Here is a 21,299-nt window from a genome sequence, read left to right on the forward strand (position 1 = left end):
CGCTCACGACGCTCGGGCGCCGCGCGGTCGCTCGGCGGTGTGCGCGCCGCTGCGCTCTCGCGCTTGCGGGGCGGCGGGTTGCGCTGCGCGTCGCGGTCGGTGCCCGCTTTCGGGCCCGACGCAGCGCGCCGTGGCGCGGTGGCCGCGCGCACCGGCGCACGGCGCGCGTCGCGCGCCGCCGCGCGGCCTTTCTTCAACGTCAGCTTCGGGCGATCGCTCATCGCCCGCATTGGATCATGCGTCGCGCGTCAGGGCGTGCGCGGCGCGAGGCCGAACAGCTCGGCGATCGCCTCGCGGTACAGCGGCTGCCCGACCGCGTTCGTGTTGTGGTGCGAGCCGCCCTCGACGAGCAGCCAGCGCTTGGGCTCGGGCGCGCGCTCGTAGAGGGCCCGGCCCAGCTCGGGACGGATCCAGCGGTCGGCGCTGCCGTGCACGACGAGCACCGGCGTGCGCAGCTTCGCGATGCGCGCGGCGGCGTCGAAGCGCTGCGTGATCAGCGGCCCGACCGGCAGCCAGCCCCACTCGAAGGTCCGCACGACGTCGGGGATCGACGTGAACGTGCCCTCGACGATCAGCCCGGCGGCGTCGTCGACCTCGCTGGCCAGGTGCACCGCGATCGCGCCGCCGAGCGAGTGCCCGAACACGTAGCGCCGCGCGTGGGGGTGCTGCTGCGCGAGCCAGCGCCACGCGGCGAGTGCGTCCTCGTAGGCCATCGTCTCCGACGGCAGCATGTCGGTGCTGCGGCCGAAGCCGCGGTAGTCGATGCCGAGCACCGCGAAGCCGAGCTCGTGCATGCGGCGCATGCGGTGTGCGCTGCTGCGCACGTCCCAGCGCGCGCCGTGCAGGTACAGCAGCACCGGTGCGTCGGCGTCGTCCTGCGGCAGCCACAGCCCGTGCAGCGTGACCGGCGCGTCGGCCTCGCGCGAGTGGAAGCCGATCCACACGTCGTGCATGCCCTCGGCGGCCCACGCCGCGCCGGACCACGAGGTCTTGCTCGGCTGGAACACCCACTCGCGCTGCTTGTGGTCGAGCGTCGCGCAGCCGGCCAGCAGCGACGCGCCGAGCAGCAGCACGAGGCCGCCGCGGATCCAGCCGCGCGCCGGCCGCCGCCGGCGCAGCGGCCTCACCGGCAACGGAAGGAGGGAGCCGTGAGCCATGCGCCGATTCTGCGCATCGGCCGTGGCCGACGCACGCGCAAGGTCGTTGCGCACCGCCGGGCCGTCGTCGCGGCAGGTCGGCTCAGCGCCCGCGCAGGAACAGCGCGTCGAGGTCCTTCAGCGTCACCTGGCGCCAGGTCGGGCGGCCGTGGTTGCACTGGTCGGCGCGCTCGGTGGCTTCCATCTCGCGCAGCAGCGCGTTCATCTCGTCGAGCGTCAGCCGGCGGTTCGCGCGCACGGCGCCGTGGCAGGCCATCGTCGCGAGCAGGTCGTCGCGTGCGCGCTGCACGACGCGGCTGGCGCCGACCTGCGCGAGGTCGGCGAGCACGCGGCGCGTCAGCTCGGCGACGTCGGCGTCGGGCAGCGCGGCCGGGCGGCTGCGTACCGAGAGCGTCGAGGCCGAAAGCGGCGCGACGTCGAGGCCGAGCGCGGCGAGCGTCGCCGCCTCGGCCTCGGCGGTGGCGACCTCGGCCGGCGTCGCCGTGAACACGACGGGGATCAGCAGCGGCTGTGCCGGCAGCGGTGCGTCGGGGCCGCCGGCCGCCGCAGCGGCCTTCAGCCGCTCGTAGACGATGCGCTCGTGCGCGGCGTGCATGTCGACGACGACGAGGCCGTGTGCGTTCTCGGCCAGCACGTAGACGCCGCCGATCTGTGCGATCGCGCGGCCCAGCGGCCAGTCGCCGGGCTCGGACGCGGGCGGCGGCGCGGGCCGCGCACCGGGCGACGTCGGGCCGACGGCCTCGGGGGCCGCCGCGCGCCACGCGTCCCAAGCGGGCGGCGCGCTCTCGCGTGCGGTCCACGACGCGGGCAGCCCGAGCGTGGGCTGCCAGTGCGTCGGCGCGACGGGCGCCACGGCGGTGGCAGGCGACGGCGCGGGCGCAGCCGCGGCGCTCGCGCGCGACGGCGCGAGCGCGTCGGCCACCGCACGGCGCACGGCCTCGTGCACCGCGCGCGCGTCGCGGAAGCGCACCTCGATCTTCGTCGGGTGCACGTTGGCATCGACGAGGTCGGGGGCGATCGCGAGGAACAGCACGTACGCCGGCTGGCGGCTGCCGTGCAGCTGGTCGTCGTAGGCGCTGCGCAGCGCGTGCGCGATCAGGCGGTCGCGCACGAAGCGGCCGTTGACGAACACGTACTGCCAGTCGGCGCGGCTGCGTGCGGCTTCGGGCAGGCCGACGCGGCCGGCCAGCTGCAGCGGGCCGGCGTCGCGCGCGAACTCGCGGCTGGAGCCGACGAACTCGTCGCCGAGGACGTCGGCCACGCGCTGCGCGGTACTCGCGGCGCGCCACTGCGCGGCCAGCCGCCCGTCGTGCCAGACGGCGAACGCGACGTCGGGGCGCGCGAGCGCGTGGCGGCGCACCGCGTCGAGCGCGTGCGCGAACTCGGTGGCCGGCGTCTTCAGGAACTTGCGCCGCGCCGGTGTCGCGAAGAACAGCTCGCGCACCTCCACCGTCGTGCCCACCGCGCGCGCGGCTGGCGCGAGTTCGCCGCTGCGCGCGTCGAGCCGGTGTGCGTGCGCGGCTTCGCCGTCGCGGCTGGTGATGACGAGCTCGGCCACCGACGCGATCGCGGCCAGTGCCTCGCCGCGAAAGCCCATCGTCGCGACGCGCTCGAGCTCGGCGAGGCTGGCGATCTTGCTCGTCGCATGGCGCCTGACGGCCAGCGGCAGCTCGGCCGCCGGGATGCCGGCGCCGTCGTCTTCGACGACGATGGCGCGCACGCCGCCTTCGACGAGCCGCACCGTGACGCTGCGCGCACCGGCGTCGAGCGCGTTGTCGACGAGCTCGCGCACCACCGACGCCGGCCGCTCGATCACCTCGCCGGCGGCGATCTGGCTGACCAGCTCGTCGGGCAGCTCGCGGATCGGGCGGCGAGCGGGCAGCGGGGCGTTCATCGAACGGCGCATTCTAGGCGCGGCCCCGATAATGGCCCGATGGACGTCGCCCCGCTGCTGCTGGACTTCGTGCTGCACGTCGACCGCCACCTCGGCGCCTTCGTGCACGACCACGGCGCGTGGGTCTATGCGCTGCTGTTCGCGATCGTCTTCGTCGAGACCGGGTTCGTCGTGATGCCCTTCCTGCCCGGCGACTCGCTGCTGTTCGTCGCCGGCACGCTGGCCGGCGCCGGCGCGATGTCGTGGCCGCTGGCCGCCGGCGTGCTGCTGGCCGCGGCCATCGCCGGCGACCAGGTCAACTACACGGCAGGCCGCGCGCTGGGGCCGAGGGTGTTCGGCTGGGCGCACTCGCGCTGGTTCGACCGGCGCGCGTTCGACGCCGCGCATGGCTTTTACGAGCGCCACGGCGGCATCACCGTGGTGCTCGCGCGCTTCATGCCGTTCGTGCGCACGTTCGCGCCGTTCGTGGCCGGCGTCGCCGCGATGCGGCGCGCCCGCTTCACGGCCTGCAACGTCGCCGGCGCGCTGCTGTGGGTGCTCGGGCTGACCGCCGCGGGCTACGCATTCGGCCAGCACCCGTTCGTGCAACAGCACCTGGGCCCGCTCATCTGGGCGCTGATCCTGGTGCCGGGCCTGATCGCGGTGGCCGGCGGCTGGAAGGCGCGGCGCGTCGCGCGCGACACAGGCACGGCCGCGCGCTGAGCGCGGTCACAGCGAGCGGTTGCGCGCCAGCGGCGGGTTCTTCGCGAAGTAGCGCACGATGCCGGTGGCCACCGCCTCGACGATCTGGCGCTGGTAGCGCGCGTCGCGCAGCTTGCGCTCCTCGTCGGGGTTCGAGATGAACGCCGTCTCGACGAGGATGCTCGGGATGTCGGGCGCCTTGAGCACCGCGAAGCCCGCCTGCTCGACGCGCGGCTTGTGCAGGTCGCCGACGCGCTCCATCTGGCCGAGCACCTCGCGACCGACGCGCAGGCTGTCCTTGATCTGCGCCGTCGTGCTCATGTCGAGCAGCGTGCGCATGACCTGCGCGTCGGCGGCGCGCACGTTGATGCCGCCGACCAGGTCCGACGCGTTCTCGCGCTGCGCCATCCAGCGCGCGGCCGCGCTCGTCGCGCCGTTGGTGCTCAGCGCGTAGACGCTCGCGCCGCGCGCCTCGGGGCGCATGAAGGCGTCGGCGTGCACCGAGACGAACAGGTCGGCCTGCACGCGGCGCGCCTTGCGCACGCGCTCGTGCAGCGGCACGAAGAAATCGGCGTCGCGCGTGAGCATCGCGCGCATGCCCGGCTGGCGGTTGAGCCGGTCGCGCAGCTGCAGCGCGATCGCGAGCACGACGTCCTTCTCGCGCAGCCCGGTGGGGCCGATCGCACCGGGGTCCTCGCCACCGTGGCCGGGGTCGATCGCGACGACGATCAGGCGATCGATCCTCTTTTGCACGTCGGCCGAGGGGTGCGGCGGCGCGGGCGTCTGCACCGGAGCCTGCACCGGCGCCGACGCGACGGCGGCCGGCGCGTCGGCGCGCGCCGCCGGCGTGGCGGGAGCGCCCGGCGCACGCGGCCGTTCGAGCCGGCCGATGAACTCGCCGAGCGCGTCCTGCACCGACTGGCGCGCGGCCTGCTCGGCGCGCTCCTTGTCGCGGATCAGCGCGAGCAGCGGGTCGGGCTCGACGGTGGGATGCAGGTCGACGACGAAGCGGTGCCGGTACGCGGCCACCGGCTCGAGCGCGAACGACTGCGGACGCACCGGCTGCTTGAGGTCGATCACCAGCCGCACGACGCGCGGCTGGTACTGGCCCACGCGCACGCCGGCGATGAACGGGTCGTCGGCGCTGACCTTGCCGACGAGCTCGCGCAGCGCCCCGTCGAGCTCGAGGTCGTCGATGTCGATCACGAGCCGGTCGGGCGCGCTCAGGTGCTGCGTCGTCGCGCTCAGCGCGCCGTCGGACTCGAGCGTGATGCGCGTGTACTCGTCGGCCGGCCACACCCGCACCGCGACGATCGTGCGCGCGTGCGCCGCGCCGGTGGCAGCGAACGCGAGCACGAGCGCCCCGGCGCCTTGCAGCACGCGGCGGCGCGGCAGCGTCATGCGGCGAGCGCGGCGAGCAGGGCGCGGCCGCGGGGGCTGAGGGCAAGCACGGTCACGCGGCGTCGATCGCCGTCGAGCACCGCGAGTTCCATGCGCAGGTCGCATGGCGGCAGCAGCCCGGCGGCCTGCTCGGGCCACTCGACGAGCTTGAGTCCCGGCGCCGCGAACACGTCGCGCAGCCCGGCGTCGACCCATTCGCGCGGGTCGGCGAAGCGGTAGAAGTCGAAGTGCGACACCGCCAGACCGTCGACCTCGTAGGGCTCCATCAGCGCATAGGTCGGGCTCTTGATGCGCCCCGTGACGCCGAGCGCGCGCAGCAGGTGGCGCACGAACGTCGTCTTGCCGGCGCCGAGTGCGCCGCGCAGCTCGATCGTCGCGTCGCGCAGCTCGGGTGCCGCGGCGAGCGCGGCGGCGGTGGCGGCGCAGGCCGCCTCGTCGGGCCAGTCGAGGGTGCGCGTTTCTAGAATCGGCCGATGGGGCAGGGTCATGGCGTCGACGGGCCTGCGCTGCTTGCGCAGCTGCAGGCCTGGGCGCGGGCGCTGGGATTCTCACAGATCGGGGTCGCGGGCATCGACCTCGCCGACGCCGAGCCGGGGCTGCAGGCGTGGCTGGCCGCGGGCTTCCACGGCGAGATGGCCTACATGGCGCGCCATGGCCTCACGCGCGCGCGGCCCGCGGCGCTGGTGCCGGGCACGGTGTCGGTGATCACGGCGCGCATGGACTACCTGCCGCGAACGCGCGATGGCAGTACCGGGAGCGCCGGCGACGACTGGCAGGCGGTCGAGTCGCAGCGTCTGCAGCGCCCGCTCGACGCGACGGTGTCGCTGTATGCGCGCGGCCGCGACTACCACAAGGTGCTGCGCACGCGGCTGCAGCGGCTGGCCGACCGGCTCGCCGAGGTCGTCGGCCCGTTCGGCCACCGCGTGTTCACCGACTCGGCGCCGGTGCTCGAGGTCGAGCTCGCGGTGCGCAGCGGCCTGGGCTGGCGCGGCAAGCACACGCTGGCGCTGGCGCGCGACGGCGGCTCGATGTTCTTCCTCGGCGAGATCTACGTCGACCTCGCGTTGCCCGCGACGCCGGCCGTCGAGGCGCACTGCGGCACCTGCACCGCGTGCCTCGACGCGTGCCCGACGCGCGCGATCGTCGCGCCATACCGGCTCGATGCGCGGCGCTGCATCTCGTACCTGACGATCGAGCACCCGGGGCCGATCCCGCCCGAGCTGCGGCCGCTGATCGGCAACCGCATCTACGGCTGCGACGACTGCCAGCTCGCGTGCCCGTGGAACAAGTACGCGCGGCGCAGCACGCTGCCCGACTTCGACGTGCGCGATGACGTCGCAGCGCCGACGCTGCTGACGCTGTGGGCCTGGGACGAGGCGCGCTTCCTGCGCGCGACCGAGGGCAGCGCGATCCGGCGCATCGGCTTCGAGCGCTGGCAGCGCAACGTCGCCGTCGCGCTGGGCAACGCGCTGCGCGCCGTCACCGATGCCGCCGACGCGGTGCGCGCCGCGCTCGCCGCGCGGCGCGATGCCGCGACACCGCTCGTGCGCGAGCACGTCGAGTGGGCGCTCGCGCAGCGCCCCGCGGCCGCAGCGCCTACAGCGGCTGCATCCAGCGCAGCGCGCTGAGCGCGAGCGGGATGCTCGCCATGCCGAGCAGCGTCGACAGCGTCACGAGCCCGGCGACGTAGCTCGCGTGCCCGCCGAGCCGTGCCGCGAGCACGTAGGCGCTCGACGCGGTGGGCAGCGCGGCGAACACGACCACCGCGAGCTGCTGCAGCGGCGGCAGGTCCACCGCCCATGCGACGATCGCCAGCGCCAGCGCCGGCAGCACCGCGTGCCGGATCGCGAGCAGCGCGGCGGCGAGCTTCGGCGCGTCGCGCAAGGCGCCCACGCGCAGCCCCGCGCCAACGGCCATCAGCCCGAGCGGCAGCGCGGCCGCGCCGATGCGGTGCAGCGTCGTGCCGACGACTTCGGGCAGCTTCAGCCCCATCAGGTTGCCCGCCAGCCCGGCCACCGTGGCCACGATCAGCGGGTTGCGCACGAGCTCGCGCAGATAGCCGTGCCCGCCGTGGCGCGCGAGCGGCCACACCGCGGCGACGTTGCACAGCGGCACGCACACCGACACCAGCACCGCGATCGCCGCCACCGCGGGCGCACCGCCCAGGCGCTCGGCGAGTGCCAGTGCGACGTACGAGTTGAAGCGAAACGCCGTCTGCGCGCCGGCCGCGTGTGCGCGCGCGTCGACGCCGGGCCACGCGCGCAGCGCGTAGGCGAGCACGATGCCCGCGCCGACCACCGCGAGCCCGCTGCCCGACAGTGCGGCCATCGACGTGGGCTGCAGCGGGTTGCGCACGATGGCGCCGAACAGCAGCACCGGGAACAGCAGGTAGTACACGAGCCGCTCGGCAGCCTCCCACACCGGGCGGTCGAGCACGGTGTAGCGGCAGATCAGGAAGCCGCACGCGATCAGCACGAAGTCGGGCAGCAGCAGCCAGGCCAGGTCCACGCCCGGCAGTGTGCCAGCCGCCGCCGCGGACGCCCGCGGCGCGCGCGCCGCGGCTGGCCGGGGCGTGTCTTAGGGTCATCGCTAGGCCGCGCGCGCGAACCGGCGGCGCGGGGCGCAGTCACAATCGGCGTTCACCGTGCCAGCCGGCGCGTCGACCTGGCCTCGATTCCGGAGATTCCCCGCATGTCCAAGCGACAGACCCTGAAGACCCTGGCGGCCCTGAGCCTCGTGGCGGCCGCTTCGCTCGCCGCCTCGCCCGCGTGGGCGCAGGCCTACCCGACCAAGCCGGTGCGGCTGATCGTGCCGTTCGCGCCCGGCGGCACGACCGACATCATCGCGCGCATCGTCGCCGACAAGCTCGGCGCGACGCTGGGCCAGCAGGTGCTCGTCGAGAACAAGGCCGGCGGCGGCGGTGTGATCGGCGCGATGGAGATGGTCAAGGCCGCGCCCGACGGCCACGTGCTCGGCATGGCCACCGTGTCGACGACGGCGGCCAACCCGGCGATCAACCCGAAGATCTCGTACGACCCGCTGACCGACATGGTCGCGATCATCAACATCGCCGCGACGCCCAACGTCATCGCGGTGCACCCGTCGTTCCCGGCGAAGGACTACAAGACCTTCCTCGAGGTGCTGAAGAAGAACCCCGGCAAGTACAGCTACGCGAGCTCGGGCACCGGTGGCATCGGGCACCTGCAGACCGAGCTGTTCAAGAGCCTGACCGGCACCTTCATGACGCACATCCCGTACCGCGGCGCCGGCCCGGCGCTGCAGGACACGGTGGCGGGGCAGGTGCCGATCATCTTCGACAACGTGCCGTCGGCGCTGCCCTTCATCAAGGACGGCAAGCTGGTGCCGATCGTCGTCGCCGCGCCGCAGCGGCTGGCGGCGATGCCCAACGTGCCGACGTTCAAGGAAGTCGGCCTGGAGCCGGTCAACCGCATGGCGTACTACGGCATCCTCGCACCCAAGGGCACGCCGCGCGCCGTCGTCGACCGCGTCAACGCCGCCGTCAGGACGGTGCTGCAGGACGCCGACGTGCGCAAGCGCATCGAGGACACCGGCTCGATCATCGTCGGCAACACGCCCGAGCAGTTCGCCGAGCAGATCAGGGCCGAGCTGGCGGTGTACAAGGAAGTCGTCAGGAAGCAGGGCCTCAAGCTCGACTGAGCCTGCACCGCGACCTTTGCCCGGCCACCTGCGGGTGGCCTTTTTCATGGCCCCGACGTCACCCGACCTGCCCGCGGCCAGCCAGGCCGCGATCGACGCGTTCCTCGACGCCGTGTGGCTCGAGGACGGCCTGGCCGCGCAGACGCTGGCCGCGTACCGGCGCGACCTCGCGCTGTACGCGCGCTGGCTCGCGCAGCAGCCGGGCGCGCGCGCGCTCGACGACACGCGCGAGAGCGACCTGTTCGCCTACATGGCCGCGCGCCACGCGCAGTCCCGCGCCACCACGGCCAACCGCCGGCTGACGGTGTTCAAGCGCTACTTCCGCTGGGCACTGCGCGAGCGGCGCATCGCTGCCGACCCGACGCTCAAGCTGCTCGCCGCCAGGCAGCCGCTGCGCGTGCCGAAGACGCTGTCGGAAGCGCAGGTCGAGGCGCTGCTGGCCGCGCCCGACGTCGCGCAGCCGCTGGGCCTGCGCGACCGCGCGATGCTCGAGCTGATGTACGCCAGCGGCCTGCGCGTCAGCGAGCTGGTGACGATCCGCACCGTGCAGGTCGCGCTCGCCGAAGGCGTGCTGCGCGTGACCGGCAAGGGCGCGAAGGAGCGGCTCGTGCCGTTCGGCGACGAGGCGCTGCGCTGGCTGCAGCGCTACCTGGCGGACGCGCGCGCCGGGATCCTCGGCGGGCAGGCGAGCGATGCGCTGTTCGTCACCGCGCGCGGCGGCCCGATGACGCGGCAGATGTTCTGGCAGCTGGTCAAGAAGTACGCACGGCAGGCCGGCATCACGGCGCCGCTGTCGCCGCACACGCTGCGGCATGCCTTCGCGACGCACCTGCTCAACCACGGCGCCGACCTGCGGGCGGTGCAGATGCTGCTCGGCCACGCCGACATCGGCACGACGACGATCTACACCCACGTCGCGCGCGAGCGGCTGCGCCAGCTGCACGCGCAGCATCATCCGCGCGGGTGAGCGACGTTGCGCCGCGCGCGGCCGCGGCCTACGATCAATCCTGCAGTGCGGGCACGCGTGCGCCCGGGCTTGGCGGGAGCGTGTGCCGCATGTCCGGTGTCTTTGCCTTGCAGGGAGGTCGAGATGGAACACGTGCTTCACCGCGAACCCTCGTCGTCGCTTCCGACGGTGCGCGACGTCGCCTGGCACCGTCCCTTCGCGTGGCTGCGCGCCGGCTGGCGCGACCTGGTGCGCCAGCCCGGTTTGGCGCTGGGCTACGGCGGCTTCGTCGCGCTGGCCGGATGGATCCTGCTGACCGTCGCCTGGACCGGTGCGGCACACCTGGTGCCGGCGCTGCTCGGCGGTTTCCTGCTCGTCGCCCCGATCGTCGCCGTCGGGCTGTACGCGATCGCGCAGCAGCTCGAGGAGACGGGCCGTGTCTCGACGTCGCAGGCCGCGGTGGCCACGCGCCCGCACCTGCCGATGCTGGCACTGTTCGGGCTGGTGCTGGCGCTGGCGCTGATCGCGTGGGAGCGCGTCGCAGCGATCGTGTTCGCGCTGTCGTATGGCGGCGAGGTGCCGGCGCTCGAGCGTTTCGCAGCCGAGCTGCTGACGGTGCCGGCGCACCGTGACGCCTTGCTCGCGCTCGTGGCCGCCGGGGCGCTGTTCGCGCTGGCGGTGTATGCCAGTGGCGTCGTCGCCGCGCCGATGATCTACCACCGCGGCAGCGACCCGGTGACGGCCATCGTCACGAGCTGGCGCGTGTGCCTGCGCAATGCGGCGGCGGCGCTGGTGTGGGCTGTGTGCCTGGCGCTGCTCGTCGCGCTGGGCTTCGCGACGCTGATGCTGGGGCTGGTCGTCGTGTTCCCCTGGCTGGCCTTCGCCAGCTGGCACGCGTACCGCGACCTTGTCGGATAGACGTTCTGCCTGCGGCCGGCCGGCTCAGTGTTCAGCGCAGGCCGGCCATCAGTTCCCCGAACGATGCCAGTTGCCCGGCGACGGCACTCGCCGCGACAGTGGCCGGGCTCGCGAGCCAGACCTGGCCCGGCCCCGAGCGGCCGGGGAAATTGCGGTTGATCGCGCTGACCGTCACCTGATCGGGGGCCGTCGACGCGCCAGGGCCGCAGTTGGCGCAGGCGCCGCAGGCCGGCTGCAGCAGTTCGGCGCCGGCGGCGCGGAAGGTCTCGAGCCAGCCCTGCTCGGCACACCAGTCGCGCACGTCGGTGGTGCCGAACTGCAGGTACAGGCGCACATGGGGCGCGACGCGCCGCCCGCGCGCCAATGCCCAGGCCAGCACCGCGTGGTAGTGCGCGAAATCCTCCCGCTTGCCGGCGGTGCACGAGCCGCCGTAGGCGATGTCCACGCGCGGCCGCTCCTGGAGCGCGGCCAGCGGCAGCCCGCGGCCCGGGTCGCCGGGCCGTGCGACCCAGGGCGACAGCGCCGCCGCGTCGACGCGGATCACCTCGGCATAGGTCGCCCCGGGGTCGCTGCGCATCCACGGTTCGAGTACGAAGTTGACACCGCGGCGCTCGCGCAGGAAGCGCACCGTCTCGTCGTCGGGCTCGACGAGACCGGTGAAGCCGCCGAGTTCGGCCGTCATGTTGGTCAGCGTCGCGCGTTCGTCGGTCGACAGCGCGCGCACTGCCGAGCCGCCGAACTCGAACACGCGGCCGACACCGGCGCCGGCGCGGATGCGCGGCAGCGCCAGCAGGTGCAGCACGAGGTCCTTCGCGCTCGTGCCGGCCGGCAGCACGCCGTCGACCTCGACGCGCAGCACCTCGGGTGCGCCGAGCCGCACCTGGCCGGTGACGAGGGCGAACGCCATCTCGGTGCTGCCGACGCCGAAGGCCACGCAGCCGAGCGCGCCGCTGTGCGGTGTGTGCGAGTCGGTGCCGACGATCAGCTCGCCCGGCCGCGCGTAACGCTCGGCCACCAGCGCGTGCGAGATGCCCTGCGAGCCTTCGCCGCCGGGCAGCACGCCGTGGTCGACGAGGCCGTGCCGTGCGACGAAGTCGCGGTGCGCGTGCGATAGGCGCCGCACGCCGCTGGCCAGATCCTGCGACTGGTGCAGCGGGCTGCGGTGCGCGTACGTCAGGTGGTCCTCGAAGCAGACGATGCTCGCCGGGTCGTGCAGCACCGGCGCGTCGCCGAAGCGCCGCGCCAGCAGGTGCGCACACATGCCGGTGTAGTACTCGTGGACGAAGCGAAGGTCGGCGCGCACGAAGCCCTCGGCGCTGCGGTGGCGCCGGACGATCTTCTCGAACAGCGTGAGTGGCCGGTCGCCGTCGGGTTCGGGCGCGCAGGGCGCCGGCGTGAACGCCAGCAGCCCGCCGGCGCGCAGGATCGCGGCGGCCTGCGCGTCGCGGTCGGCCAGCAGGTCGTCGACGCCGACGGGCTCGCCGCGCTCGATGCGCTCGAGCAGCGCGAAGTCGGTGCTCGTCCACAGTCCGAGGTTGTCGGCGTTCTGGCGGTAGATGCGCTCGAAGCTCTCGGCGAACACGATGCGCACGCCGGCCGAGAGCTCCGCCAGCGGGCTGTGCTCGCGTGAGCTGCCCTTGCCGTAGCGTCGGCCGCCGACGAGGATCTCGATGCCGGCATTGCGCAGCGCGTCGAGGCCGATCGGCCGTTCGCCGCCGGCGGTGAAGCCGGTGTGCGCGTGGCGCCCCAGCGTGGCGTCGAAATGCACCATCGATGCCAGCGGCGAGATCTCGTCGGTCGAGACGTCGTCGCGCAGCGGCCCGGCGTCGCCGCGGGTGAGCCGCGCGCCGGCGAGCTGGGCCCGTACCTGCGCCGGGTCGGCGCACAGGTACAGGACCCGCACGGCTACTGCGCCTCGACGCCGGCCTTCTTGACCAGCGCGGCGTACTTGGCCATCTCGCTGCGGAAGAACGGCATTGCCTGGTCGGCCGGCAGGATGTTGATCACGTTGCCTTGCCTGGCCATCGCGTCCTTGACGGCGGGGTCGTTGAAGGCGGCCGTGACGGCGGCGTGCACGCGCTGCACTTCCGCCGCGGGCAGGCCCTTGGGGCCGACCACCGCGAACCACGCCTCGACCTGGTAGTCGATACCCTGCTCTCTGAAGTTCGGGATCTCGGGCGCGGCGGGCACGCGCTGCGCGGTGGCCACGCCGATCGCCTTCAGCGCGCCGGTCTTCAGGTGCTGCTGCACGCTGGGCAGCGCCGCGGTGGCGAACTCGACCTGCCCGCCGATCAGGTCGGTCAGCATCGGCCCCACGCCCTTGTACGGGATGTGCCGGGCCTTCGTGCCGGTGGCGTCGAGGAACATCTCGGTGGCCAGGTGCAGGATCGTGCCATTGCCACCGGAGGCGTAGTTCAGCTCGCCGTTCTTCTGCTTCAGCAGCGCGACGAGCTCGGCCGCGTTGTTCGCCGGCACTTTCGCGTTGACGACCAGTACGACCGGCGTGTAGCCGACCACCGCGATCGGCGTGAAATCGTCGGGCATCGCGAACGGCAGGTTCTTGAGCACGCTCGGGAAGATCACGACGTTGTTCGACACGACGCTGAGCGCGAAGCCGTCGGCCGGCGAGCGCGCCAGCGCCTGCAGCCCGACGATGCCGCCGGCGCCGGGCTGGTTGTCGACGACGATCGGATGCCCGAGTGCCTTTGCGAGCGCGGGTTGGGCTGCGCGCGTGATCGCATCGACGCCGGAGCCCGTGGCGTTGGGCAGGATGAAGCGGATCACCTTCTCCTGCGCGAAGGCAGGGGTGGCCAGCGCCAGCGTGGTCGCAGCCAGCAGCGCGCGTCGGGTCAGCGTCGTCATCGGTTGTGTCTCCTGGGTTCAGGCCACCACGGCCTGGTTGCGGAACGCGTCGATCTGTGCCTCGGTGTAGCCCAGCCCGGTGAGCAGTTCGCGCGTGTGCGCGCCCAGGCGCGGTGGCTGCAGCCGCACCGGAAGGCGCGCACCGGCCAGCGTGACCGGCAACAGCGGGGCCTTGACCTTGCGGCCGGCGTCGGCGCCATCGGGCAGCGCGACGTCGGCCAGGCCGCCGGTGGCTTGCAGGTGCGGGTCGTCGAGGAGGTCCTCGGGGCGGCGGATCGGGGCGAAGGGCAGGCCGTGGCGCTCGAACAGCGCGGCCAGCTCGGCGGCGCTGCGGCTGGCCAGGCGCTCGCGCAGCGTGGCCAGCAGCCGCGGGCGCTGCCGGACGCGGTCGTTGTTGGTCTGCAGCGTGGGGTCGGCCTTCAGGTCGTCGAAGCCCAGTGCGTTGCAGAAGGTCTGCCACTGCGCGTCGCTCACTGCGGCCAGGAAGATCTGCTCGCCGTCTTTCACCGTGAAGACGTCGTACACGGCCCACGGGTTGTCGCGCGCCGGCATCGGCTTCGGGTGCTGGCCGGTCATCGCGTACTGCAGCATGTGCTGTCCCATCAGGAACACGTTGTTCTCGAACAGCGCGCTTTGCACTTCCATGCCGCGGCCGGTGATGCCGCGCTGGATCAGCGCGCCCAAGGCGCCGATCGCGCCGAACAGGCCGCCCATGATGTCGTTGACGCTGGTGCCCGCGCGCAGCGGGTCGCCCGGGCGGCCCGTCATGTAGGCCAGCCCGCCCATCATCTGCACGACTTCGTCGAGCGCGGTGCGGTGCTCGTACGGGCCGGGCAGGAACCCCTTGTGGCTGACGTAGATCAGCCGGTCGTTGACGGCCGCGAGACTTGCGTAGTCGAGGCCGTACTTCGCCAGCGCGCCGGGCTTGAAGTTCTCGGCCACGACGTCGGCGCTGGCCGCCAGCCGGCGTGCGACTTCGACACCCTCGCGTTTGCGCAGGTCGATGCCGATGCTCTTCTTGTTGCGGTTGAACATCGGGAAGAAGCCGGCGCCGGCGCCGAGCAGCTGGCGCGTGCCTTCGCCGTCGATCGGCTCGACCTTGATCACCTCGGCGCCGAGGTCGGCCAGCACCATGCCGCAGGTCGGACCCATCACCATGTGGGTGAACTCGACCACGCGCAGCCCGGCCAAGGGCTGGGGGGCGGCGTTCAGCGGCGGCGCGGCGGTCATGCCCGCGCCTCCCCGCGCAGCGTCTTCGGCAGCCCGGCGCGCCAGACGTGGCCGTGCAGCGGCTCGCCGTCCAGCCAACCCGCGAGCCGACCGCGCAGCGCGATCAGCGCGGCGAAATCCAAACCGGTCGGCACGCCCATGCTGGCGAAGAGGTAGGCCAGGTCTTCGGTCGCGACGTTGCCGCTGGCGCCTGGCGCGTGCGGACACCCGCCGATGCCACCGAGGCAGGCGTCGAAGCGGCGCACGCCCGCCTGCCACGCGGCGTAGACGTTGGCCAGCCCCAGGCCGCGCGTGTCGTGGAAGTGGCCGCAGGCCAGGCGATCGCCAGCCACGGCGAAGCATCGTTCGAACAGCCGCGCCACCTGCAGCGGGTCGGCGTAGCCCACGGTGTCGGCCAGGCCCACTCGCTCGGCACCGGCGTCGAGTGCCGCCTGCACCAGGCGCACCACCTCGGCTTCGTCGACGCGACCCTGGATCGTGCAGCCGAACGCCGTGCTGATGCCGACCTCGATCAGGCACTTCGACCCCGACGCATCGCGCAGCGCGCGGATGCGGCCGATCTCGGCGACCACCTCGTCAGGCGTCTTGCGCAGGTTGGCCACGCTGTGCGCGTGGCTTGCCGACAGCGGCAGCAGCATCGCGTCGGCGCCGCTGTCCAGTGCGGCCTGCGCGCCCTTCAGGTTGGGCACGAGCACCGAAGTCACGAGCCCCGGCAGCGTGCGCGCGAAGGCCACCACCTCGGCGGTGTCGGCCAGCTGCGGCAGCAGCCGCGCCGGCACGAAGGAACCGACCTCGGCCTCGCGCACGCCGGCGGCGTGCAGCGCGCGCAGCCACTCGATCTTGCGAGCCGTCGGCAGGGTGCGCGCGATGCTCTGCAGCCCGTCGCGCAGGCCGACCTCGCGCACCGACACGGCGGCTTGGGCAGGGGGAGAAGTGACCATGGGCGGCACTTTAGGCGTTCCCGGTGGAATCTTCTAATGGCGATTTCTCACGCCCGACGTTCCAATTCGGAACGCCATGAACCGTCCAGTGCCTGCGTCGCGCCCGCTCGATCCGGTGTCGCTGAAGCTGTTCGTCGCCGTCTGTGAAGAAGGCAGCGTCGCGCGTGCTGCCGTGCGCGAGGCGATGGTGGCCTCGGCGTTGAGCAAGCGCCTCGGCGCGCTGGAAGCCGAGCTGGGCACCGCGCTGCTCGTGCGCCATGCCCGCGGCGTGGTGCCGACGCCGGCCGGCGAGGCGCTGCTGGCGCGCGCACGCGAGGTGCTGGCCGCGATGCAGCGCGCCCGCGCCGAACTCGGCGAGTTCGCCGAGGGCGTGCAGGGCAGCGTGCGCGTGCTGGCCAGCCCGTCGGTGCTGGCCGAAAAGCTGCCCGACGACATCGGCCGCTTCATCGCACAGCACCCGCGGCTGCGCGTGAGTCTCGACGAGCGCGTCAGCGCCGACATCGTGCGCGCGTTGCTCGACGGCGCGGCCGACCTGGGCGTGCTGTGGGACCAGGTCGATATCGCCGACCTCGTCGCGCGGCCGTACCGGCGCGACCGCTTGTGCGTCGTGATGGCGCCCGCACACCCGCTGGCGCGGCGTCCATCGCTGCGGCTGGCCGAGATCCTCACCGAGCCTTCGGTCGGTGTCGCCCCCGGCGGCCTGATGGACCGGCTGCTGCGCCGCGAAGCCGCACGTGCAGGCGCCGAACTGACGCACCGCATCCAGGTGTCGAGCATGGACGCGGCCTGCCGCATCGTCGCTGCCGGCCTCGGGCTGGCGGTGCTGCCGCGCGAGGTGGCGGTGCCGCACGCCGGCGCCGGCCGGCTGGCGCTGGTGCCGCTCGCCGAGCCGTGGGCCGAACGGCGGTTCGTCGTGCTGACGCGCGCGCGCTCGCGCACCTCGGCTGCAGCGCGGCTGCTGGCGCAGGAGCTCGAGTCGGTGGCCGAGTGATCGCGGCGTCCCGCGCTGTGTCAGTGCGCCAGCGCCGCGATCTCGTCGTCGTCGAACCCCGCCGCGCGCCGTGCTTCGAGGTTGAACGGCGGCTTCAGGCGCGGCGCCGCGTAGCGCCGGGCCAGCGCCGCGTAGTGCGCGAGCGGGTCGAGCCCGTCGCGTGCACAGGCCCAGCGGTACCAGCGGTTGCCGATCGCGACGTGGCCGACTTCGTCGCGCAGGATCACGGCGAGGATCTCGACGGCGCGCGCGTCGCCGGCCTGCGCGAGCTTGCGCTGGATCGCCGGCGTCGCATCGAGCCCGCGCGCTTCCAGCGTGCGCGGCACGAGCGCCATGCGCGCGGTGAAGTCGCCCTTGGTCTTCTCGGCCATCGCCCACAAGCCGTCGTGCGCGTCGAAGTCGCCGTAGGCGTGGCCGAGCGTGGCCAGATGCTCGGCGAGCAGCGTGAAGTGATGCGCCTCCTCGGCAGCGACGCGCAGCCAGTCGCGGTAGAAGTCGGGTGGCAGGCCGGCGAAGCGCCACACGGCGTCGAGCGCGAGGTTGATCGCGTTGAACTCGATGTGCGCGATCGCGTGCAGCAGCGCCGCGCGGCCAGCCGCCGTGTGCACCGAGCGCTGCGGCACGCGCGCCGGCGCGACGAGCGCGGGGCGGGGCGGGCGGCCCGGCACGCCGGCGGGCTCGTCGATGGCGGCGGACGGCTCGAGCGGCGCGCCCTCGACGGCGGCTTGCCACAGCGCCCGCATCGCCGCGACCTTCGCGGCCGGGTCGGCGAGCCGCAGCACGTGCAGGGCGTGGGTGCGCAGTTCCATTCCTAGAATGATCGCATCGGGACTGTGCGGAGGCCGCCTTGGCGATCTACCAGCTCGGGGACGACGTGCCCCTTATCGCCCCCAGCGCCTGGGTGGCCGACAACGCGGCGGTCATCGGCCGCGTGCAGCTGCTCGACGAGGCGAGCGTGTGGTACGGCGCCGTGCTGCGCGGCGACAACGACTGGATCACGCTCGGCGCGCGCAGCAACGTGCAGGACGGCTGCGTGCTGCACACCGACCCGGGCTGCCCGCTCGTCATCGGTGCCGGTGTCACGGTGGGTCACCAGGCGATGCTGCACGGCTGCACGATCGGCGACGACACGCTGATCGGCATCCAGGCCGTCGTGCTCAACCGCGCGCGCATTGGCAAGGGGTGCCTCGTCGGCGCCGGCGCCGTCGTCACCGAGGACAAGGAATTCCCCGACCACTCGCTGATCCTCGGTGCGCCGGCCAAGGTGGTGCGCACCGTGAGCCCCGAGCAGCGCGCGGCGATCCTGCGCAGCGCCGCGGGCTACGTCGGGAAGGCGGCGCACCACCGCGAGGCGTTGACGCGCATCGGCTGAGTGCCGCAACGGCGCGCGGTCGTTCGTCGACCGTCGTGCGGCCATCGTCGGCGCGCGCTCGCTCCCTCCTGGGCCCTGCTCACGCCTCGGCAGTGTCGACGGCGGCCTCGTCGGCGCCGTCGCGGTCGGCCTCGTCGATGCGCTTCATGCTGTCGAGCATCTTCAGCAGGTAGTGCAGCGCGTGCGTGACGTCGTTGGTCGAGAAGTCCTCGAGCACCTGCGCGTAATACGCGTGGATCTTCGGCAGCGCCAGGTCGTGCCAGACGTGGCGGCCGGAGTCGGTCATCGTCACGACGCGTGAGCGCCGGTCGCGCGGGTCGGGGGCGATCGCGACGTGGCCGTCGCGCTCCATGCGGCTGATCAGCCCCGACAGGTCGCGCCTGCCAAACCTGTGGGTGCACGGCGACTTCGCGAGCCGCGACGCCGACGGCATGTGGTACGTGCACGGCCGCTCCGACGACACGCTGAAGATCGCTGGCAAGCGCACCGGCCCGGCCGAGATCGAGGCGCTGCTGATGGGCACCGGCCTGCTGCTCGACGCGATGGCCATCGGCGTGCCCGATCCCGTCAAGGGCACGGCGGTGGTGTGCGTGTGCGTGCCGCGCGAGGGCATCGACCGCGACGCCGCGGCGAAGGCGCTCTCGGCCGCCGTCGTCTCGGGCCTCGGCGGCGCGTTCAAGCCGGCCGACGTCGTGTTCGTGGCCGACCTGCCGCGCACGCGCAACATGAAGGCGATGCGCCGCGTCGTGCGCGCCGTCTGGCTCGGCGAGGAGCCGGGCGACCTCAGCACGCTCGTCAACCCCGAATCCGTGCACGCGATTCGCGCCGCACGGCGCTCGTAGACGCCCCACCGATGCCCACTCGTGCGCCGACGGCCGAGTGAACCCAGACTGCCCCGTCGGCCGTTCGCCAACGCTTCAGGAGACTTCGATGCATCCGATCCTCACCGCCCCTCACGCACCCTCTCGCGCCGCGCGCTCGCGGTCTGCACCGCTGCGCTGCTGGCCGCCGCCGCGCTGCCGGCAGCCGCCCAGACGGGGGCCTGGCCGTCCAAGCCCGTGCGGCTGGTCGTCGGCTTCGCGCCCGGCGGCGGCACCGACGTGATGGCACGCGCGCTCGCGCAGGCGATGACCGAGTCGACCGGACAGACCTTCATCGTCGACAACAAGCCGGGTGCCAGCGGCAACGTCAGCGCCGCCGAAGTCGCGCGCGCCGCACCCGACGGCTACACGATCCTCGTCGCGCCGACGTCGGTCGAGACGGCCAACCCGTACCTGTTCAAGTCCGAGCTGCTGCCTTCGCGCGACCTGTCGCCGGTGATGGGCATCGGGCGCATGCAGATGTACGTCGTCGCGCGCCCGACGATCGAGGCCCAGGACCTGAAGGAGCTCATCGCGCAGGCCAAGGCGCAGCCGGGCAAGCTGACCTATGCGTCGGCGGGCACCGGCACGCCGCCGCACCTGGCCGGCGAACTCTTCAAGCAGAGCACCGCCACCTTCGTGACGCACGTGCCGTACCGCGGTTCGGCGCCCGCGCTGCAGGACGTGATGGCGGGCCACGCCGACTTCGTGTTCGATCCGGGCATCGCGTTCCCGCACATCAGGAGCGGCAGGGTCAAGCTGCTGGCCGTCGCGAGCGAGCGCAAGTCGCCGTTCTTCCCCGAGGCGCCGACCTATGCGGACCTGGGCATCAAGAACGCGAGCCTCGACATCTGGTTCGGCGTGTGGTCGCCGAACAACCTGCCGGCGCCGGTCGCCGAGCGGCTGTCGCGCGAGATCGCCAAGGCGCTCGCGAGCCCGACGCTGAAGGAGCGCTTCAACAGCCTCGGTGCCGAGCCCGTCGCGCTCGAGAACGCGGCGTTCCGCAAGCTGCTCGCCGACGAAGGCAAGACGCTGTCGGCGCTGATCCGCGACCGCAAGATCGTCCTCGAGTGAGCGGACCATGGCGCTCGACAACGAGTCGTTCGACATCCTGCTCGCCACGGTGCAGCGCTTCGTGCGCGAGCGGCTGATCCCGGCCGAGAACCACCTCGAGGAGCACGACGAGGTGCCGCCCGCGATCGTCGACGAGATGAAGGCGATGGGCCTGTTCGGCCTCACGGTGCCCGAGGAATACGGCGGCATCGGCCTGTCGGTGGCGCAGGAGGTGAAGGTCAACTTCGAACTCGGGCGCACCGCGCCGGCGTTCCGTTCGGTGTTCGGCACCAACATCGGCATCGGCTCGCAGGGCATCCTGATGGACGGCACGCCCGAGCAGAAGGCGCAGTACCTGCCGCGCGTGGCCAGCGGCGAGCTGGTGATGTCGTTCGCGCTGACCGAGCCCGACGCCGGGTCGGACGCCGCGTCGCTGAAGACGACCGCGCGGCCCGACGGCGACCACTACGTCCTCAACGGCACCAAGCGCTACATCACGAACGCGCCGCGCGCCGGCGCCTTCACGCTGATGGCGCGCACTGGCGGGCCCGGCGCGGCGGGCGTGTCGGCCTTCATCGTGCCGGCCGACCTGCCGGGCATCACGCTCGGCAAGAAAGACCGCAAGATGGGGCAGCGTGGCACGATGACGTGCGACGTGATCCTCGAGAACGTGCGCGTGCCGGCCGCCAACATCATCGGCGGCGTGGCCGGCCGCGGCTTCAAGACGGCGATGAAGGTGCTCGACCGCGGGCGGCTCAACATCTCGGCGGTGGCCTGCGGCATCGCGCAGCGCGTGCTCGACGAGTCGGTGCGCTACGCGCGCGAACGCCGGCAGTTCGGCAAGCCGCTCGCCGACTTCCAGCTGATCCAGGCGATGCTCGCCGACAGCCAGGCCGAGCTGCGCGCCGGCTGGGCGCTGGTGCAAGACGTCGCGCGGCGCTTCGACGCCAAGCCGCCGCACGTGTCCGACCCCGAAGTCTCGATGCTCGTGTCGTGCGCCAAGCTGTTCTGCACCGAGATGGCCGGCCGGGTGGCCGACCGCGGCGTGCAGGTGCACGGCGGCGCCGGCTACATCAACGAGTACCCGGTCGAGCGCTTCTACCGCGACGTGCGGCTGCTGCGCCTGTACGAAGGCGCGTCGCAGATCCAGCAGATCGTCATCGCGCGCGAACTGACACGCCACGACTGAACCGAGGAGCCCCGATGGCGACGACCCACGCCCGATTCCACTGGGACGACCCGCTGCTGCTCGATGCGCAGCTGAGCGCCGACGAGCGCGCGGTGCGCGACGCCGCGCACGCGTACTGCCAGGAAC

The 21,299-nt window shown here is 73.2% G+C and carries 21 protein-coding genes and 1 pseudogene; 10 read left to right on the forward strand and 12 right to left on the reverse strand.

Annotation, left to right across the window (positions count from 1 at the left end; genetic code table 11):
* The 3 genes and pseudogenes from MOJ79_RS17260 to mutL form a co-directional block, all read right to left on the reverse strand.
* A pseudogene (locus MOJ79_RS17260) lies at nucleotides 1-221 on the reverse strand (pseudouridine synthase); the annotation flags it as partial.
* Nucleotides 222-248: 27 nt separating this feature from the next.
* On the reverse strand, nucleotides 249-1,157 hold the full coding sequence (locus tag MOJ79_RS17265) for an alpha/beta hydrolase (RefSeq protein WP_241925266.1): 909 nt from the start codon (nucleotides 1,155-1,157) through the stop codon (nucleotides 249-251).
* A gap of 82 nt (nucleotides 1,158-1,239) precedes the next feature.
* Complete coding sequence (gene mutL / locus MOJ79_RS17270) at nucleotides 1,240-3,051, reverse strand: DNA mismatch repair endonuclease MutL (protein WP_241925267.1); 1,812 nt, start codon at nucleotides 3,049-3,051, stop codon at nucleotides 1,240-1,242.
* A 39-nt stretch (nucleotides 3,052-3,090) separates the two neighbouring features.
* Here mutL and MOJ79_RS17275 point away from each other — a divergent pair, with 39 nt between their 5' ends.
* Nucleotides 3,091-3,753, forward strand: a complete 663-nt coding sequence (locus tag MOJ79_RS17275; protein WP_241925268.1) for a VTT domain-containing protein — start codon at nucleotides 3,091-3,093, stop codon at nucleotides 3,751-3,753.
* Between the two features lie 6 nt (nucleotides 3,754-3,759).
* On the opposite strand, the gene MOJ79_RS17280 is transcribed toward MOJ79_RS17275, so the two are convergent.
* Nucleotides 3,760-5,133 (reverse strand): N-acetylmuramoyl-L-alanine amidase, encoded by a 1,374-nt coding sequence (locus MOJ79_RS17280; protein ID WP_241925269.1) that lies wholly within the window; start codon nucleotides 5,131-5,133, stop codon nucleotides 3,760-3,762.
* Nucleotides 5,130-5,621 (reverse strand): tRNA (adenosine(37)-N6)-threonylcarbamoyltransferase complex ATPase subunit type 1 TsaE, encoded by a 492-nt coding sequence (gene tsaE / locus MOJ79_RS17285; protein WP_241925270.1) that lies wholly within the window; start codon nucleotides 5,619-5,621, stop codon nucleotides 5,130-5,132. Before tsaE ends, MOJ79_RS17280 begins: the two co-directional genes overlap by 4 nt.
* On the opposite strand from tsaE, the gene queG reads away from it, so the two are divergent.
* Complete coding sequence (gene queG / locus MOJ79_RS17290) at nucleotides 5,607-6,761, forward strand: tRNA epoxyqueuosine(34) reductase QueG (protein ID WP_241925271.1); 1,155 nt, start codon at nucleotides 5,607-5,609, stop codon at nucleotides 6,759-6,761. The genes tsaE and queG overlap by 15 nt on opposite strands.
* Here the strand turns inward: queG and MOJ79_RS17295 are convergent.
* Nucleotides 6,730-7,641, reverse strand: coding sequence for an AEC family transporter (locus MOJ79_RS17295; protein WP_442863143.1), 912 nt, complete (start codon nucleotides 7,639-7,641; stop codon nucleotides 6,730-6,732). The genes queG and MOJ79_RS17295 overlap by 32 nt on opposite strands.
* 183 nt (nucleotides 7,642-7,824) lie before the next feature.
* Here MOJ79_RS17295 and MOJ79_RS17300 point away from each other — a divergent pair, with 183 nt between their 5' ends.
* From MOJ79_RS17300 to MOJ79_RS17310, 3 genes are all read left to right on the forward strand, one after another.
* Nucleotides 7,825-8,811, forward strand: a complete 987-nt coding sequence (locus tag MOJ79_RS17300; RefSeq protein WP_241925272.1) for a tripartite tricarboxylate transporter substrate binding protein BugE — start codon at nucleotides 7,825-7,827, stop codon at nucleotides 8,809-8,811.
* A 46-nt stretch (nucleotides 8,812-8,857) separates the two neighbouring features.
* Nucleotides 8,858-9,778: a site-specific tyrosine recombinase XerD gene (gene xerD / locus MOJ79_RS17305; protein WP_241925273.1), complete on the forward strand. Its 921-nt coding sequence runs from the start codon at nucleotides 8,858-8,860 to the stop codon at nucleotides 9,776-9,778.
* A 123-nt stretch (nucleotides 9,779-9,901) separates the two neighbouring features.
* Nucleotides 9,902-10,675, forward strand: a complete 774-nt coding sequence (locus MOJ79_RS17310) for a DUF2189 domain-containing protein (protein ID WP_241925274.1) — start codon at nucleotides 9,902-9,904, stop codon at nucleotides 10,673-10,675.
* Between the two features lie 31 nt (nucleotides 10,676-10,706).
* Here MOJ79_RS17310 and MOJ79_RS17315 read toward each other — a convergent pair whose 3' ends face one another.
* From MOJ79_RS17315 to MOJ79_RS17330, 4 genes are read right to left on the reverse strand one after another with little or no spacing between them, the layout of a single operon-like run.
* A complete protein-coding gene (locus MOJ79_RS17315) occupies nucleotides 10,707-12,578 on the reverse strand; it encodes an aconitase family protein (protein ID WP_241925275.1) in 1,872 nt (623 codons plus the stop codon).
* A 2-nt stretch (nucleotides 12,579-12,580) separates the two neighbouring features.
* The gene (locus tag MOJ79_RS17320) at nucleotides 12,581-13,537 is read right to left on the reverse strand and encodes a Bug family tripartite tricarboxylate transporter substrate binding protein (RefSeq protein WP_241925276.1); all 957 of its coding nucleotides are present in this window, start codon (nucleotides 13,535-13,537) and stop codon (nucleotides 12,581-12,583) included.
* Between the two features lie 18 nt (nucleotides 13,538-13,555).
* The gene (locus MOJ79_RS17325) at nucleotides 13,556-14,767 is read right to left on the reverse strand and encodes a CaiB/BaiF CoA transferase family protein (protein ID WP_241925277.1); all 1,212 of its coding nucleotides are present in this window, start codon (nucleotides 14,765-14,767) and stop codon (nucleotides 13,556-13,558) included.
* The gene (locus MOJ79_RS17330; protein WP_241925278.1) at nucleotides 14,764-15,708 is read right to left on the reverse strand and encodes a hydroxymethylglutaryl-CoA lyase; all 945 of its coding nucleotides are present in this window, start codon (nucleotides 15,706-15,708) and stop codon (nucleotides 14,764-14,766) included. The genes MOJ79_RS17325 and MOJ79_RS17330 overlap by 4 nt, the downstream gene beginning before the upstream one ends.
* Nucleotides 15,709-15,784: 76 nt before the next feature.
* Between MOJ79_RS17330 and MOJ79_RS17335 the strand changes: the two genes are divergently transcribed.
* On the forward strand, nucleotides 15,785-16,699 hold the full coding sequence (locus tag MOJ79_RS17335) for a LysR family transcriptional regulator (protein WP_241925279.1): 915 nt from the start codon (nucleotides 15,785-15,787) through the stop codon (nucleotides 16,697-16,699).
* Nucleotides 16,700-16,719: 20 nt separating this feature from the next.
* On the opposite strand, the gene MOJ79_RS17340 is transcribed toward MOJ79_RS17335, so the two are convergent.
* On the reverse strand, nucleotides 16,720-17,508 hold the full coding sequence (locus MOJ79_RS17340; RefSeq protein WP_241925280.1) for a ferritin-like domain-containing protein: 789 nt from the start codon (nucleotides 17,506-17,508) through the stop codon (nucleotides 16,720-16,722).
* Nucleotides 17,509-17,546: 38 nt separating this feature from the next.
* Here MOJ79_RS17340 and MOJ79_RS17345 point away from each other — a divergent pair, with 38 nt between their 5' ends.
* The gene (locus MOJ79_RS17345) at nucleotides 17,547-18,071 is read left to right on the forward strand and encodes a gamma carbonic anhydrase family protein (RefSeq protein ID WP_241925281.1); all 525 of its coding nucleotides are present in this window, start codon (nucleotides 17,547-17,549) and stop codon (nucleotides 18,069-18,071) included.
* Between the two features lie 79 nt (nucleotides 18,072-18,150).
* On the opposite strand, the gene MOJ79_RS17350 is transcribed toward MOJ79_RS17345, so the two are convergent.
* Entirely contained in the window at nucleotides 18,151-18,423 is a 273-nt protein-coding gene (locus MOJ79_RS17350) for a hypothetical protein (protein ID WP_241925282.1), read from the reverse strand.
* On the opposite strand from MOJ79_RS17350, the gene MOJ79_RS17355 reads away from it, so the two are divergent.
* From MOJ79_RS17355 to MOJ79_RS17365, 3 genes are all read left to right on the forward strand, one after another.
* Nucleotides 18,422-18,913 carry an AMP-binding enzyme gene (locus MOJ79_RS17355; RefSeq protein ID WP_241925283.1) on the forward strand — a complete coding sequence of 164 codons (492 nt, stop codon included), beginning with the start codon at nucleotides 18,422-18,424 and terminating at the stop codon, nucleotides 18,911-18,913. The genes MOJ79_RS17350 and MOJ79_RS17355 overlap by 2 nt on opposite strands.
* A 216-nt stretch (nucleotides 18,914-19,129) precedes the next feature.
* Nucleotides 19,130-20,005: a tripartite tricarboxylate transporter substrate binding protein gene (locus tag MOJ79_RS17360; RefSeq protein ID WP_241925284.1), complete on the forward strand. Its 876-nt coding sequence runs from the start codon at nucleotides 19,130-19,132 to the stop codon at nucleotides 20,003-20,005.
* A 7-nt stretch (nucleotides 20,006-20,012) separates the two neighbouring features.
* On the forward strand, nucleotides 20,013-21,173 hold the full coding sequence (locus tag MOJ79_RS17365; RefSeq protein ID WP_241925285.1) for an acyl-CoA dehydrogenase family protein: 1,161 nt from the start codon (nucleotides 20,013-20,015) through the stop codon (nucleotides 21,171-21,173).
* The last annotated feature ends 126 nt before the right edge of the window (nucleotides 21,174-21,299 follow it).

The organism is Calidifontimicrobium sp. SYSU G02091 (assembly GCF_022631395.1).
Taxonomy (GTDB): Bacteria; Pseudomonadota; Gammaproteobacteria; order Burkholderiales; family Burkholderiaceae_C; genus Calidifontimicrobium; species Calidifontimicrobium sediminis.

Bases quoted from the DNA above. Each gene is read 5' to 3' on its own strand.
- MOJ79_RS17355 (WP_241925283.1), top strand. From the start codon at position 18,422: ATGCGGCTGATCAGCCCCGACAGGTCGCGCCTGCCAAACCTGTGGGTG.
- queG (WP_241925271.1), top strand. From the start codon at position 5,607: ATGGGGCAGGGTCATGGCGTCGACGGGCCTGCGCTGCTTGCGCAGCTG.
- MOJ79_RS17365 (WP_241925285.1), top strand. From the start codon at position 20,013: ATGGCGCTCGACAACGAGTCGTTCGACATCCTGCTCGCCACGGTGCAG.
- MOJ79_RS17300 (WP_241925272.1), top strand. From the start codon at position 7,825: ATGTCCAAGCGACAGACCCTGAAGACCCTGGCGGCCCTGAGCCTCGTG.
- MOJ79_RS17340 (WP_241925280.1), bottom strand. From the start codon at position 17,508: ATGGAACTGCGCACCCACGCCCTGCACGTGCTGCGGCTCGCCGACCCG.
- MOJ79_RS17325 (WP_241925277.1), bottom strand. From the start codon at position 14,767: ATGACCGCCGCGCCGCCGCTGAACGCCGCCCCCCAGCCCTTGGCCGGG.
- MOJ79_RS17350 (WP_241925282.1), bottom strand. From the start codon at position 18,423: ATGGAGCGCGACGGCCACGTCGCGATCGCCCCCGACCCGCGCGACCGG.
- tsaE (WP_241925270.1), bottom strand. From the start codon at position 5,621: ATGACCCTGCCCCATCGGCCGATTCTAGAAACGCGCACCCTCGACTGG.
- MOJ79_RS17280 (WP_241925269.1), bottom strand. From the start codon at position 5,133: ATGACGCTGCCGCGCCGCCGCGTGCTGCAAGGCGCCGGGGCGCTCGTG.
- MOJ79_RS17320 (WP_241925276.1), bottom strand. From the start codon at position 13,537: ATGACGACGCTGACCCGACGCGCGCTGCTGGCTGCGACCACGCTGGCG.
- MOJ79_RS17310 (WP_241925274.1), top strand. From the start codon at position 9,902: ATGGAACACGTGCTTCACCGCGAACCCTCGTCGTCGCTTCCGACGGTG.
- MOJ79_RS17330 (WP_241925278.1), bottom strand. From the start codon at position 15,708: ATGGTCACTTCTCCCCCTGCCCAAGCCGCCGTGTCGGTGCGCGAGGTC.
- MOJ79_RS17265 (WP_241925266.1), bottom strand. From the start codon at position 1,157: ATGGCTCACGGCTCCCTCCTTCCGTTGCCGGTGAGGCCGCTGCGCCGG.
- MOJ79_RS17335 (WP_241925279.1), top strand. From the start codon at position 15,785: ATGAACCGTCCAGTGCCTGCGTCGCGCCCGCTCGATCCGGTGTCGCTG.
- mutL (WP_241925267.1), bottom strand. From the start codon at position 3,051: ATGAACGCCCCGCTGCCCGCTCGCCGCCCGATCCGCGAGCTGCCCGAC.
- xerD (WP_241925273.1), top strand. From the start codon at position 8,858: ATGGCCCCGACGTCACCCGACCTGCCCGCGGCCAGCCAGGCCGCGATC.
- MOJ79_RS17275 (WP_241925268.1), top strand. From the start codon at position 3,091: ATGGACGTCGCCCCGCTGCTGCTGGACTTCGTGCTGCACGTCGACCGC.